General features: G+C 76.9%; 12 protein-coding genes. 4 read left to right on the top strand and 8 right to left on the bottom strand.

What is annotated here, in order from left to right:
• Positions 1-39 precede the first annotated feature (39 nt).
• The 8 genes from ABZ249_RS09135 to ABZ249_RS09100 are packed head-to-tail and all read right to left on the bottom strand — an operon-like array spanning position 40 to position 9,197.
• Entirely contained in the window at positions 40-726 is a 687-nt protein-coding gene (locus ABZ249_RS09135) for an SDR family oxidoreductase (protein ID WP_355259468.1), read from the bottom strand.
• A gap of 44 nt (positions 727-770) precedes the next feature.
• On the bottom strand, positions 771-2,147 hold the full coding sequence (locus ABZ249_RS09130; RefSeq protein WP_355259465.1) for a PfkB family carbohydrate kinase: 1,377 nt from the start codon (positions 2,145-2,147) through the stop codon (positions 771-773).
• Positions 2,144-2,752: an SIS domain-containing protein gene (locus tag ABZ249_RS09125; RefSeq protein ID WP_355259462.1), complete on the bottom strand. Its 609-nt coding sequence runs from the start codon at positions 2,750-2,752 to the stop codon at positions 2,144-2,146. The genes ABZ249_RS09130 and ABZ249_RS09125 overlap by 4 nt, the downstream gene beginning before the upstream one ends.
• A complete protein-coding gene (locus ABZ249_RS09120) occupies positions 2,752-4,011 on the bottom strand; it encodes a glycosyltransferase (RefSeq protein ID WP_355259459.1) in 1,260 nt (419 codons plus the stop codon). The genes ABZ249_RS09125 and ABZ249_RS09120 overlap by 1 nt, the downstream gene beginning before the upstream one ends.
• Positions 4,008-5,036 carry a glycosyltransferase gene (locus ABZ249_RS09115; protein WP_355259456.1) on the bottom strand — a complete coding sequence of 343 codons (1,029 nt, stop codon included), beginning with the start codon at positions 5,034-5,036 and terminating at the stop codon, positions 4,008-4,010. The genes ABZ249_RS09120 and ABZ249_RS09115 overlap by 4 nt, the downstream gene beginning before the upstream one ends.
• On the bottom strand, positions 5,033-6,052 hold the full coding sequence (locus tag ABZ249_RS09110) for a glycosyltransferase family 9 protein (protein ID WP_355259453.1): 1,020 nt from the start codon (positions 6,050-6,052) through the stop codon (positions 5,033-5,035). Before ABZ249_RS09110 ends, ABZ249_RS09115 begins: the two co-directional genes overlap by 4 nt.
• Complete coding sequence (locus ABZ249_RS09105) at positions 6,049-7,548, bottom strand: HAD-IIIA family hydrolase (protein ID WP_355259450.1); 1,500 nt, start codon at positions 7,546-7,548, stop codon at positions 6,049-6,051. Before ABZ249_RS09105 ends, ABZ249_RS09110 begins: the two co-directional genes overlap by 4 nt.
• Complete coding sequence (locus tag ABZ249_RS09100; RefSeq protein ID WP_355259447.1) at positions 7,545-9,197, bottom strand: carbamoyltransferase C-terminal domain-containing protein; 1,653 nt, start codon at positions 9,195-9,197, stop codon at positions 7,545-7,547. Before ABZ249_RS09100 ends, ABZ249_RS09105 begins: the two co-directional genes overlap by 4 nt.
• A gap of 204 nt (positions 9,198-9,401) precedes the next feature.
• Between ABZ249_RS09100 and ABZ249_RS09095 the strand changes: the two genes are divergently transcribed.
• The 4 genes from ABZ249_RS09095 to ABZ249_RS09080 all read left to right on the top strand — a co-directional run bounded on the left by ABZ249_RS09095 (position 9,402) and on the right by ABZ249_RS09080 (position 13,122).
• Positions 9,402-9,824, top strand: a complete 423-nt coding sequence (locus ABZ249_RS09095) for a CBS domain-containing protein (protein WP_355259444.1) — start codon at positions 9,402-9,404, stop codon at positions 9,822-9,824.
• Positions 9,825-9,907: 83 nt separating this feature from the next.
• A complete protein-coding gene (locus ABZ249_RS09090; RefSeq protein ID WP_355259603.1) occupies positions 9,908-10,894 on the top strand; it encodes a glycosyltransferase family 9 protein in 987 nt (328 codons plus the stop codon).
• 219 nt (positions 10,895-11,113) lie between these two features.
• Complete coding sequence (locus tag ABZ249_RS09085) at positions 11,114-11,920, top strand: SigB/SigF/SigG family RNA polymerase sigma factor (protein WP_355259441.1); 807 nt, start codon at positions 11,114-11,116, stop codon at positions 11,918-11,920.
• 8 nt (positions 11,921-11,928) lie between these two features.
• Positions 11,929-13,122: an aromatic acid exporter family protein gene (locus ABZ249_RS09080; RefSeq protein WP_355259438.1), complete on the top strand. Its 1,194-nt coding sequence runs from the start codon at positions 11,929-11,931 to the stop codon at positions 13,120-13,122.
• Positions 13,123-13,148 lie beyond the last annotated feature (26 nt).

Raw genomic sequence — 13,148 nt, 5'->3', positions numbered from 1 at the left:
GCGTCTCCCTCCTCGTGCCGTCGGGCCTGGGACGTCCGGTCAGGGCCAGGAGACCTCCTGCGCGGGGCACACGACCATCTCGCGCACCTCGCACCCGGCCGGGCGGGTGAGGGCGAACAGGACGGCCTCGGCGACGTGCTCGGGGTCGTTGAGGGCGGCGTCGGGCCCGGGCCGGTACTGCTCGGGCCTGCCGTCGAAGAAGGCGGTGTTCATGCCCCCGGGGATCAGCAGGGTGACCCCCACCTGCCCGGCGGTCTCCGCCGCCAGCGCGCGGGTGAACCCCACCACCCCGAACTTGGACGCGCAGTAGGCGGTGGCGTCCCCCACCGCGCGCACCCCCAGGGTCGAGGCGCAGTTGACCACCCTCCCCCCGGAGTCGCGCAGGTGGGGCAGGGCGGCCCGGGTGACGGCGGCGGTCCCGAGCAGGTTGACCGCCAGGACCTTCTCCCAGTCGGCCGCGGGCACGTCGGTCAGCGAACCGCAGGCGTCGATGCCCGCGGCGTTGACGACGGCGTCGATGCGGCCGTGCCGCTCGACCACCCGCCGGACCGCCAGCTCCACCTCTTCGCGCTCGGCCACGTCGACCTGCTCGAACGGCACGTCCCCGCCGGGATGGCGGCGGTCGAGCACGATCGGCTTGCCGCCCGCGTCCTGTACGGCGCGGACCGTCGCCGCGCCCAGCCCGGACGCGCCTCCGGTGATGACGGTGTTCCCCAAGGAGACCATGTCCCCCTCCTCTCCCTGTCCTCCGCACCCGGTCCGGGCGCGGTTCACGACACGGCCTCCCGGCCGCGTATGCGCGTGATGATCCCTGTGGTGGACCGCCCCGGGATGAGCGGGACCGTGACCACGTCCCCGCCCCAGGAGCGCACCACCGGCGTCTCCGGCATCCGGGACGCCTCGTAGTCGCCGCCCTTGACCCACACGTCGGGCCGCAGGCGCGCCAGCTCCCGCACCGGGGTGGGGTCGTCGAAGATCCGGACCCCGTCGACGCAGTCCAGCGCCGCCAGCAGCCGGGCCCGGTCCGCCTCCCCCACCACGGGGCGGCCCTCCCCCTTGAGGGCCCGCACGGAGGCGTCGCTGTTGAGCAGGACCACGAGCCGGTCCCCCAGGCGGCGGGCGTACCGGAGCAGCTCCACGTGCCCGGCGTGCAGGATGTCGAAGCAGCCCCCGGTCGCCACCAGGCGCTCCCCGCCGCGGCGGGAGAGGGCTCCGGCCGCCCCCGTGAGCGCGCCGAGCGCCTCGGGGCCGCGCTCCCCCTCCGGGGCGAACGCCCCCGCCCCGCCGCCGGCGACGAACTCCGACGCCGCGGCCACCCCCACCCGGACGGCGGCGGCCTCGCCCCGCCCGTCGGCCAGGGCCGCCGCGCAGGCCGCCGCGAAGGCGTCGCCCGCGCCGCAGGGGTCGGACCCCCCTGCCGCGGGGACGGCGCGCACCCGCTCGCCCTCCCCCCGCGGATCGGCCCGGACCGCGCCGTCCTCCCCCAGGGTGACGGCCACGCAGCGGGCCCGCCAGGTGCGGGCCAGGTGGGCGGCCCGCTCCAGGGCCGCGCCGGGGTCGCCGTCCTCCACACCGGCCTCGGCGGCGTTGGGCGTCACCACCCATGCCCCCGGCACGGGCGGCGCCCCCCGGGGGTGGGGGTCCCACACCAGCGGGACCCGCTCCGCGCACGCGGCCAGCAGGTCGCGCACCTCCGGGCGCGACGTCAGCCCCCGGCCGTAGTCCGAGACCAGCACGGCGTCGGCGCCCGCCAGCGCACCCGCGACGGCGTCCAGGTCCACCGCCCCGTCGATCCGGCCGCCCCCGCCGTCCACCCGGGCGACGGTGCGGCCGTCCGCCATGATCCTCGTCTTGGTGGGGGTGCCGGCGGCCATGGGCAGGCCCACCAGGCGCACCCGCGCCCCCAGCACCCCGGCCAGGGTCTCGGCGGCGGCGTCCCGCCCGAGCCCCGTGACCAGGGTGACGGCCCGCCCGCCGCGGGCCGCGCGGTGGGCGGCCAGGGCGGCGCCCCCGGGCCGGTGGCGCGCGGCCGCGTCCTCCACGACCGGCGCGGGCGCGTCGGGGCAGTCCCGGTGGGAGGTCCCCCGCAGGTCGACGTCGAGCAGGGCGTCCCCCAGCACCGCGATCGTTCCCGCTGCGGAGTTCACGTCGCCCCCCTCTCCCGTGCGGCCGCCGCCTCCCGGGGCGAGGGCACCGACGCCGCACGCTCCCTCAGCCCCCGCTCCACCCCCGAACAGAACACGTGCACCAGGGCCAGGTGCACCTCCTGCACCGTGGACGTGTCGGGCGCGGGCACCGCCACGGTCTCGTCGCTGAGCGATTCCAGCACCGTGGGGCCGGGCCCGGTCAGCGACCAGCACAGCACCCCCAGCTCCCGGGCCGCCTCCGCGGCGGCCAGCACGTTGGCGCTGCTCCCGCTGGTGGACATGCACACCAGCAGGTCCCCGCTGCGGGCGTGGGCGCGCAGCTGGCGCTCGTACACCCGCCGGTAGCCGTAGTCGTTGGCGATGGCGGTCACACTGGAGGTCTCCGCGTGCAGGGCGATCGCCGACAGCGGCTCCCGCTCCCCCTCGAAGCGCCCGGTCAGCTCCGCCGTCAGGTGCTGGGCCTCGGCGGCGCTGCCCCCGTTGCCGCAGCCGAACAGGCGGTGCCCCGCACCGAGCCTGCCGGCGGCCAGGACGCCCCACTCCTCCACGCGCCCGGCGTCGGTCAGCTCCAGCGCCGCCGCCAGGGACCGCAGGTGGCCGTGCATCACTCCCCCTCCCCCCGCCGGACGGCGGCGATCGGCTCGGGCCGCTCCCTGCCGGGGAGCGGGACCGTGCGCGGACCCAGCAGCCCGCGGTAGCACTCCTCGCTGCCCCGGGCCACCTCGGCCCACGAGTACAGGGACCGGGCGCGCTCGGCGGCGGCCGCCCCGAACTCCGCGCGGGTCTGCGGGTCCGAGGCGAGCCAGGCGATCGCGTCGGCCGCCGTGCGCGGGTCGCGCTCGGGCGTCAGCAGGCCGGTCTCCCCGTGGACCACGGTGTCGAGGTGGCCGCCGACCCGGGAGGCGACCACCGGGACGCCGCAGGCCATGGCCTCGACCGTGGACATCCCGAACGGCTCGTACCAGGGCAGGTTCACGGCGATGTCGCACGAGCGCAGCAGCGCCGGCACCTCCGACCGGTCCACCGCACCCAGAAAGCGCACCCGGTCGGCGACCCCCTCCCGGGCGGCGATCCCGCGCAGCCGCCCCACCTCCGGGTCCCGGTCCAGACGCCCCGGCGCGGGCCCGCCCGCCACCAGCAGCTCGGCGCCGGGGACCCTCGCCAGGGCGCGGATCACCGTGTCCACCCCCTTGCGGGGCACCAGGCGGCCCAGGCTGAGCAGGCGCACGCGCTCGCCCCGCGGGCGCGGGGCGGCCGGGCCCGCGGGGGTGAACCTGTGCGTGTCCACCCCGCACGGCACCACCGCGACCCGCCCCGGGGCGATCCCCCAGGACAGGAGTTCGCGCCTCTCCTCCGCCGAGGTCGCCACGACCAGCTCGCTGCGGGCGGCCACCGCCCGCTCGACCGGGATCCTCTCCCGCGGGCTGGTGTCGGCCGTGCCCTGGTGGCGCGCCTTGACCACCCCCAGGGCGTGGAAGGTCTCCACCACCGGCAGGCCGAGCCGCCCGGCCGCCTCCAGCGAGGCCTGCCCGCTCATCCAGAAGTGGGCGTGGACCACGTCGGGGCGGTCCACGCGCCAGGAGGCGCGCAGCCGCCGCGCGAACTCGCCCATGTAGGGGAGGAGTTCGTCCTTGGGCACCGGCTGCTCGGGCCCCGCCCGCACGTGCTCGACCCGTAGGCCCGGCCCCACCGACACCGTGTCGGGTCTGTGGACGTCGGTGCGGCGCGTGTGGACGACCACCTCGTGCCCGCGTTCGGCCAGCGCCAGGGCCAGCTCGGCCACATGGACGTTCTGCCCTCCCGCGTCCTCGCCCCCGATCGCGGCCAGAGGGCTGGCGTGCTCGGAGACCATGGCGATCCTCATCCCGTCACCTCCTCGATCAACCGGTCCCAGTCGTCCAGGAACCTGGTGAGTCCGTAGCGGCGCAGCGCGGCCCGCCGGGCCTGCGCGCCGACCCGTTCGGCCAGCCCGGGGTCCTCGACGAAGGACCGGGCCGCCTCCGCCAGGAAACGGGGGTCGGTGGAGACCGCCCCCGCCCCGGCCGGCACCGCCTCGTAGGCCTCGGTGGCGCCGAGCGCGACCACCGGCAGGCCGAGCATCATGGCCTCGATGAGGGACAGCCCCAGCGAGGTCCACCTCGACGTGTGGACGTAGACGCTGGTCCGGGACAGCTCGTCGTGCATCAGCGCCTGGGGCAGGTCCTCGCGGACGCGGATGCGCCCCTGCGGGGTCCCCAGGTGCTCGGGGACGCCCTCCACCCCCATCCCGAACAGGTCCAGGGGGACCTCCTCGGCCAGGCCGGCGAGGAGGTCGGTGCCCGTGAACCGCCAGCGGCGCAGCGGCTCGTTGACGACCACCCCCGCACGCGGCTCCCGGGCGACCCGCCGGTGGCCGGGGTCGGGGACCCCGTGCTCCACCACGCGCACCGGCGCCCGCCCGCAGTCCCACATCAGGGCGTTGAACCCGGTGACGTGCACGACCGGGATGTCGTCGCGGTCGGCGAGGGGGTGCCGGGTCAGCGGCACGTCCCCGCGCGGCGTGTTGTGCTCCACGTACACCGCGGGCACGTCCCGCCCCGGGACACGGCCCAGCAGCCGCTCGGCCAGCCCGACCTCGTGGGGGCGCTGGAGCACCACCAGGTCCGGCTCGCTCGCGCCCACCTCCTCCCAGGGCACCTCGCGGGCCCGGTCGGGCCAGTCCCAGGTGCGCGCACGCCCCCGGCCGTCGGGGCCCCGGTCCGGCGTCACCGGCAGCAGGAAGGTGTGCGCCCCCTGCACGAAGGCGGTGGTCCACGACCCGTGGACGTGCCAGAGCAGGATGCGGCGCCCGCGCACCGGCGCGCGCTCCCCCGCCGGGGAGGTCCGCTCCTCCCCATCGGTCACGGTCATCGGTCCTCCCGTATCTCGTCGACGGCGGCCAGAACGCTCTCGGGGGAGACACCGGACAGACAGGGGTGGCCCGGCACCGGGCACACCCGCGCCCGGCTGCCCGCGCACCGGGCGCCCTGGTCCCCCAGGACCCGGACCCGGGAACCGCGCGGCGCCCACACGGCCGCGGGGACCACCGGCGAGAACAGGGACACCACGGGGGTGCGCACCGCCGCGGCCAGGTGGGCCGGCCCCGTGTTCCCGCACACCGCGGCCGCCGCCCGGGACAGCACCCCGGCCAGTTCCGGCAGGCGGGTGCGCCCGGCCAGGACCACCACGCCCGGGTCCCCGTGCGCCCGGGGCACCCGGTCGGCCTCCTCGGCCGAACCGGTCAGGACGACGCGGCCGCCGCGGGCGCGCAGCGCAGCCACGATCTCCCCCGCCTTGGACGCGGGGATCGCCCGGGCGGGGGCGTCGGAGCCGGTGTGCACCACCGTGTACCCGTCCGGCCCGGTGAGCCCCCGGGTGTCGGGCAGGGGCCCGCGCACCGCGGGCAGCCCGTCGTCGCCCGGCGCCGGCTCCATCCCGCAGGCCCGGACCAGGGAGAGCATCCGCTCCGTCTCGGGCAGCCCCTCCTCCACCCGGTGGCGGACGTCGAGCAGGCTCCCGGGGTAGTCCTCGCTGATGGCCCCGATCCACGGCACCCCGGCCATGCGCAGCACCAGCGCCAGGGGCAGCGGCGACTGGTGGAAGGAGGTGGGCAGGACCGCGCGGTCGATGCCCAGGCCGGCGAGCAGGCGCACCAGGCGCCGCACCCGCACCGGGTCCACCGGCGGCGGGTCGGCCGCGATCCACGGCACCGTGCAGGTGATCACCCGGTCCACGCCGGGCAGCATCCGGGCCGCACCGGCCCCGCGCGGCCCGGCCAGGTAGACGACCCGGTCCGCGTGCCGGGCCACGGCCCGCACCGCCGGACCGGACAGCAGGACGTCGCCCATCCCGTCCGGGCGGGCCACCAGGACCGTGCCCGCCCTCACGGCGCACCTCCGCCGAGCAGCCGCACCACGGCGCCGAACGGGTCGGCCGCCGACTCGGGGGCCGCACGGCACTCCTCCCCCCGCGTGGCCGCGGTGGGCACCAGGATCCCGCGCGCCCCGGCGGCCCGGGCCGCCTCCACGTCGGAGCCGATGTCGCCGATCACCGCGCACTCGTACGGGCGCACGCCCAACCGCTCCGCCGCCTCGCGCACCAGCCCCGGCGCCGGTTTGCGGCAGGCGCAGCCGTCGTCCTCCCCGTGGGGGCACACGCACCAGGCGTCGAAGCGGCCCAGGAGGCGCTCCACCCGCTCGTTGACCGCACCGACCTCCCGCTCGGTCAGCAGCCCCCGGGCGATCCCCGACTGGTTGCTGACCACCGCGACCGACAGGCCGCAGCGGACCGCCAGCTCCACCGCCCGGGCGGCGCCCGGGCGCGGCCGCACCCGGTCGGGGTCCCCGTTGTAGGGGACGTCCTCGATGAGCGTGCCGTCCCGGTCGAACAGGACCGCGCGCACCGCCGGGCGCCGGGACGCGCCCGCGTGGACCACCGCCCCCCGCAGCCGGTGCAGGCACGCCAGGGGCGGAACGGCCGCGCTGGTCACCGCCATGTCGGCGACCTCGGCGAGGGTCCGCGGCCCCGGGCGCACCCGCTCCAGGGCGAACCGTGCGGTGCGCCCCGCCCACCACAGCGCCAGCGCCCCGGCGGGGAGCCGGCGCCCGGCCAGGGCGGCCCCGACCGCCGCGGCCAGGACGGCCGTCGTCACCACGTGCCGCCGCAGCGCCCCGCGGCCCTCGCCGACCCGCCGCCGCCAGCCCCGCCCGTGCAGGCGGTCCATGAGCACGTCGTCGGCGTTGCCGCGCTGGGCGCCCAGGCTCCGCAGCCGGCCGCCCCCGCGCAGGGGGTGGACGCACACCCGGTCGCCCCACTCCAGGCGAAAGCCCGCGTCCACCACGCGCAGGGCCAGGTCGGTGTCCTCCCGGTAGGCCCGGCGGAACCGGACGTCGAAGCCGCCGACCCGTTCCAGGGCGGACCTGCGGTAGGCCATGTCCGCCGTGATCCACCGCGCCCCCGCCAGCGCCAGCGTGGCCCGCTCGGCGTCGGTGGGCGCGCGGCCCTCGGGCGGCGGGACGACGATCCGCCCCTGGACGCCGCCCACGTCCTCCGGGCGGCCGTCCAGGTCCTCGCACAGGCGCGCGGCCCAGTCGCCGGGCGGGGCGACGTCGTCGTCCAGGAACACGATCCACGGCGCCCGGCAGGAGTGCCACCCGGCCTGGCGGGCGGCCGCGGGACCGCGGCCGCCGCTGCCGAGCACGCGCAACCGCGGGTGGTCGGGCACCCCCAGCGGAGCGCCCCGCCCGGGCGGCCGGTCGTCGACCACCACGATCTCCCGCGGCGCCGCCCCCTCGGGCGCCTCCACCAGCGGCCGCAGCGCCCGCGCCAGGCTCTCGCGCCCCACCGTGGGCACGACCACCGCGTACTCCACGCGCGCGCTCACGCCGCCTCACCCCGGCGGCGGCGCACGAGGAACGGGCCGATGGCCAGCACGTCCACCGGCGCGGACCCGAAGCACTCCAGCGCGTCCCGGGGCGAGTCCACCATCGGCCGCCCGGCGGTGTTGAGACTGGTGTTGACCAGGACCGGCAGGCCCGTCCGGCGCTCGAACTCCGACAGCAGGCGGGCGGTGAGCGGCTCGTCCGTCGCGGAGACCGTCTGCACCCGGGCCGTGCCGTCCACGTGGACGACCGCCGGGATGCGATCACGCCACTCCTGCGCCACCTGGTGCACGAAGAGCATGTACGGGCTGGGCAGGGGGCCGCCGAAGAAGATCTCCGGGGCCCGCTCCTGCGCCACCATCGGGGCCACCGGCCGGAACCGCTCCCGCCCCTTGACCCGGTTCAGGCGCTCCAGGTTCGCCGGGTCGGCGGGGTGCGCCAGCAGGGAGCGGTGCCCCAGCGCCCGCGGACCGTACTCCGAACGGCCCTGGAACCACGCCACCAGGGCGTTGTCCGCCAGCGCGGCGGCGACCGCCGCGGGCAGGTCCGCGGGGCGCTCCATGTCGACCTCGGCGTCGCGCAGCAGGGCGGCCAGCTCGTCCTCGTCCCAGGAGCGCCCCAGGTCCGCGCCGGGCATCGGCTGCGGGTCGTCGCCGGCCTTGGCCGCCACGTACAGCGCCCCTCCCAGGGCGGTCCCCGCGTCCCCCGCGGCGGGCTGGACCCACACGTCGTCGAAGGGGCCCTCGCGGAAGACCCGGCTGTTGGCGACGCAGTTGAGCGCGACACCGCCCGCCATGGTCAGCCGCCGCAGGCCCGTGCGCTCGTACGCCCAGCCCACGACGCCCAGGAGCGCCTCCTCCACGGCCTCCTGGACGCTCGCGGCCAGGTCGGCGTGCTCGGGCCCGGGCTCGGTACCGGGGCTGCGGGCGGGGGCCAGGGACTCCCAGGGCACGTCGCGGGCGCGCACCCGCCCCTCCCCCTCGTACCGCAGGTGCTCGCGGACCGCGTCGAGCATCGTCGGCCTCCCGTAGGAGGCCAGGGCCATCACCTTGTACTCGTCACTGGAGCGGTGGAAGCCCAGGTGCTCGGTCAGCTCCTCGTAGACCAGCCCCAGCGAGTCCGGCAGCGGCTGGCGGACCAGCACCTCGAACTCCCCGCCGGTGTAGGAGCCGACCAGGTGGGACCCGGACTCGCCCCGGCCGTCGGCGACCAGGACCACGCAGTCGCGGCGGCCCTCGAACGGGGGCGCCGCGAAGACCGCCGACGCGGCGTGGGCCACGTGGTGGGCCACGTGGACGACCCGCCTGCGGTCCAGCCCGGGCAGCGCCGACGCCAGGAAGTGCGGCGCCCGTTCGACGTAGAACAGGCGCAGGTGCTCCCAGCGGGCGTCCTGCCCCGGCCCGTCGGGGTCGGCCAGGTCCGGGTGGTAGGAGTAGGTGACCGCGTCCAGGTCCCGCGGCGACAGCCCGCCCTCCTCCAGGCACCAGCGCATCGCCGCCACCGGCAGCTCCCAGGTGGAGAAGGGGACCGGCTCCTTCCCGTGCTTGCGGCGCGAGAAGCGCTCCTCCTCGGCCGCGGCCACCGTGCGGCCGTCCACGACCAGCGCTGCGGCCGGGTCATGGAAGACCGCGTTCACACCCAGGACACGCATTGCGGTTCCTCCCCCTCTCCACGGACCGGCGAGCCGATGCTCGACGCAAGCACTCGACTACCTGCGGGAACGGTCGCTAAACATGGGCGCCGGACATGGGTGCGCGACCCGAAGTGCCGCCGGGAGAAGGGGTTTACGCGCCGCGGCGCGGGCTAGTGGCCAGGTGCACTCCCATTGGCTCCGACCCGAGGAGGGGGACCGGAAATGGCGACGAAGAGCATCTCCGACGTGATGACCACCCAGGTCCGCACCGTCTCACCCGACACGTCACTGCAGGAGGTCGCGCGGATCATGCGCGACGCCGACCTGGGCGACGTCCTGGTGACCGAGAACGACCACCTGGTGGGCATCGTCACCGACCGGGACATGGTCGTGCGGTGCGTGGCCGAGAACGGGAACCCCGCCGACCACACCGCCGGCGAGATCTGCAGCTCCGACGTGGCCACGGTGCCGCCGCAGAGCGACATCCGCGACGCCGTGAACACCATGCGCGAGGGCGCCGTACGCCGGCTCCCCGTCGTGGACGGCGACCGGGTCGTGGGCGTCGTGAGCATGGGCGACCTGGCCCAGGCCGTCGACGAGAAGTCGGCCCTGGCCGACGTCAGCTCCGCGGATCCCAACCGGTGACGCGGCGCCCCTGCGACGGGCGCCTCCCGCCCGGCCACGGGGGACCGGACGGGAGGCCCGCGGCCGGCGAACGCCCCCTGGTCCTGGTGAGCCGCTCACTGGGACTGGGGGACTTCGTCACCGCCGTCCCCGCGCTGCGGGCGCTCGAACGGGCCCTGCCGCAATGGCACCGGGTCCTGGCCGGGCCCTCCTGGTACCGCCACCTCCTGCGCCTGGCCGGACTCCGCTGGGAGGTCCTGCCCACCCCCGCGCTGCACGTCCCCGAACCGCGCCCGCGCACGGCCCCCGAACTCGCCGTCAACCTCCACGGCCGCGGCCCGCAGAGCACGGCCGCCCTGGCCGCGCTGGCGCCCCGCCGCCTGTGGACCCACCGGCACCCCGAGGCCCCGCACCGGCCGGGCCCGCCCTGGCCCGACGGGATCCACGACGCCGACGTCTGGGCCGCCCTGACCACCTGGCACGGCGTCCCCGCCGACCCCCGCGACCTGCGCTGGCCCCGGCCTGAGCAGCCCGAGGGGGCCGACCGGCCCATCGCCCTCGTCCACCCCGGGGCGGCCTCCCCGGCCCGCCGGTGGCCGCCCGAGCGCTTCGCCCGCGTCGCACGGGACCTCTCCGGCCTCGGCCTGCACGTCCTGGTCACCGGCTCCCGGCAGGAGGCCGCACTGGCCGAACGCGTCGCGGAGACCGCCGGCCTGCCCCAGGGGTCGGTCCTGGCGGGCCGCACCTCCCTGGGCCTGCTGGCCGGGCTCGTCGCCCACGCCCGGCTCCTGGTGTGCGGCGACACGGGCGTGGCGCACCTGGCGACCGCCTACGGCACGCCCTCGGTCCGCCTCTTCGGGCCGGTCCCTCCGGCCCTGTGGGGCCCGCGCCGGGACGGCCACCTGCACACCTGCCTGTGGTCGGGCCGCCGCGGCGACCCCCACGGCACGGAGCTCGACCCGGGCCTGGCCCTGCTCGGCACCGGCGAGGTGACCGCCGCGTGCCACCGCCTCTTGGAGGCCACCGCCCCCGGGCCGACCGGCACATGGACGACCACTCCGGAGTCAATACTCCAGAAAAGAAGTGACTGAAACGTTAGCAACCGTCTCAGTGGGCACATAGGCCACGAGGTCACCCATCGGAGCCGCTCACACGGCACCGGGTGAGCGCGGTCGGATCCGACCGCCATGGCCTGGGCGGACGACCGGTACCACCCGCCCGGCGCACAACGAGGACGCGGCACCGCGCCGGCGAAGGCGCCGACCGCGGACCGCATCACGAGCACCACTCCCGCTCACGTGGAGGAAGCCATGCCCATCGAGACCGGCCCCGCAGTCGACGAGAAGGAAGTCCAGGGGCGCTCGGCGGAAGAACTCCTGGAAGGGCTCCAGGCCCTGCCCCAGGACGACCCGGAGGCGATCCGCATCCAGGAAGAGGTCCTGGAGCTGTACCGGCCCCTGCTGTACCGGATCGCCCGCCACTACAGCGGACGCGGCGAACCCTACGAGGACCTGCGCCAGACCGCCCACCTGGGCCTGGTCAAGGCCGTCCACGGCTACAACCCCCACCGCGGCAAGAAGTTCATCTCCTACCTGCTGCCCACCGTCACCGGCGAGATCAAGCGCCATTTCCGAGACCACACCTGGGCGGTGCGCGTGCCCCGCCGCCACCAGGAGCGGCGCGGCCGCCTCCACCGGGTGAGCATCGAGTTCCAGCAGCGCCACGCCCGCGAGCCCGGCATCGACGAGCTCGCCCGCGAGATGGACCTGCCCCGGGCCGAGGTCGAGGAGCTGCTCCAGGCCTCCGAGGCCTACAGCACCCTGTCCCTGGACCTGCCCGACCACAAGGACGAGGAGGGGAGCCCCACCTTGGAGGAGAGGATCGGCGGCGAGGACGACTCCTACGAACTGGTCCTGGAACGCGAGTCCCTGCGCCCGGCCATGTGCTGCCTGGACGACCGCGAGCGCGTCCTGCTCCGGCTGCGCTTCTTCGAGGACCTCACCCAGGCGCAGATCGCCGAGGAGATCGGCTGCTCCCAGATGCACGTCTCCCGACTCCTGGCCGCCACCCTGGACAAGCTCAGGGAACGGGTGGACCGGGACGACGCGTGGAGCTGAGGGGCACGGTGACCCGCGACGTCCGAAGGACCGAGCGGCTCCCCGCCCGCGCCGCCCGCCGGGCCCGGCGGGCCCTGACCCGGGGCACACCGGAGCGGGAGACCGCCGTCCTGGTCCTGAAGGCCGCCCTGGCCGCCACCCTGTCCTGGCTGGTCTCCTTCGGCCTCATCAAGGCGACGACACCCGCGTTCGCGCCGTTCGCCGCCCTGCTGATGGTGGAGACCACCCTCTACCGCTCCCTGCTGCGCTCGCTGCGCATGCTCGGGGCGGTCCTGCTGGGCCTCGCCCTGACCACCGTCCTGGCGATCCTGGCGGGACCGGGGTACGCGGTCTTCGCCCTGGCGGCGCTGGCGGCCCTGCTGATCGGCCGCTGGCGCCGCCTCGGCGACCAGGGGAACCAGGTCGCCACGGCGGCGTTCTTCGCCTTCTCCGTCTTCGTCTCCCTGAACGGGGCGCAGGCGGTGGTGTCCCAGGCCGCCGAGATCTTCGCCGTCGTCCTGATCGGGGCCGGCATCGGGGTGGCCGTCAACCTCCTGCTGCTGCCGCCGCTGCGCCTGCGCGGCGCCGCCGCGGCCGTGGCCTCCCTGGCGGGCGGGCTGCGCGGCCTGTGCGAGGACATGGGCGGCGCCCTGCGCGAGGGCCGCCCCGACCGCGACACCGCGCAGCGGTGGGGCGAACGCACCGACGAGCTGCTGAGCAGCGTCCGGCAGGCGCGCGAGGCCACCGGGACCGCCCGGGAGAGCACCCTCTACAACCCCCGCCGGGTGTTCCACTCCGGCACACCCCACGTCCGCGACCACGACCGGCTCGTCGACGCCCTGGAGCGCGCCGTCCACCGGGCCGCCTCCATCGCCCGCAGCCTCACCTACAGCCCCCAGGACGACCGGGACACCGGGCCCGCCATGATGGCGCGGTGCGGGAACCTGCTCCTGACCGCCGCCGAGGCCTGGCGCGTCCTGGAGGAGTGGGAGGACACCGAGGTCCCCGGCTGGGACCCGCCGGTCGAGGGGTTCCACACGGCCGTCGAACGCGCCGACCGCTCCGAGCGGGAGCTGGAGCGGCACTGCCGGAGCGGCGGCGGCCCGCCGCTGGACGACCCCTCGCTCCCCTACGGGGTGCTCCTGGTGGAGTCGGTGCGCCTGCTCGACGAGCTCCAGTCGGTGGACGAGGTCCTGGCCGCCTCCGCGCCGTCCTCCCGCTGAGCCGTGCCGCCCTTTCGTTCCGGGGC

This window comes from Nocardiopsis sp. NPDC006139 (genome assembly GCF_040614155.1).
GTDB classification, from domain to species: Bacteria; Actinomycetota; Actinomycetes; order Streptosporangiales; family Streptosporangiaceae; genus Nocardiopsis; species Nocardiopsis changdeensis.
Note: the sequence above shows the minus strand (reverse complement) of the source record. Positions and strands in the feature narration are given on the sequence as shown.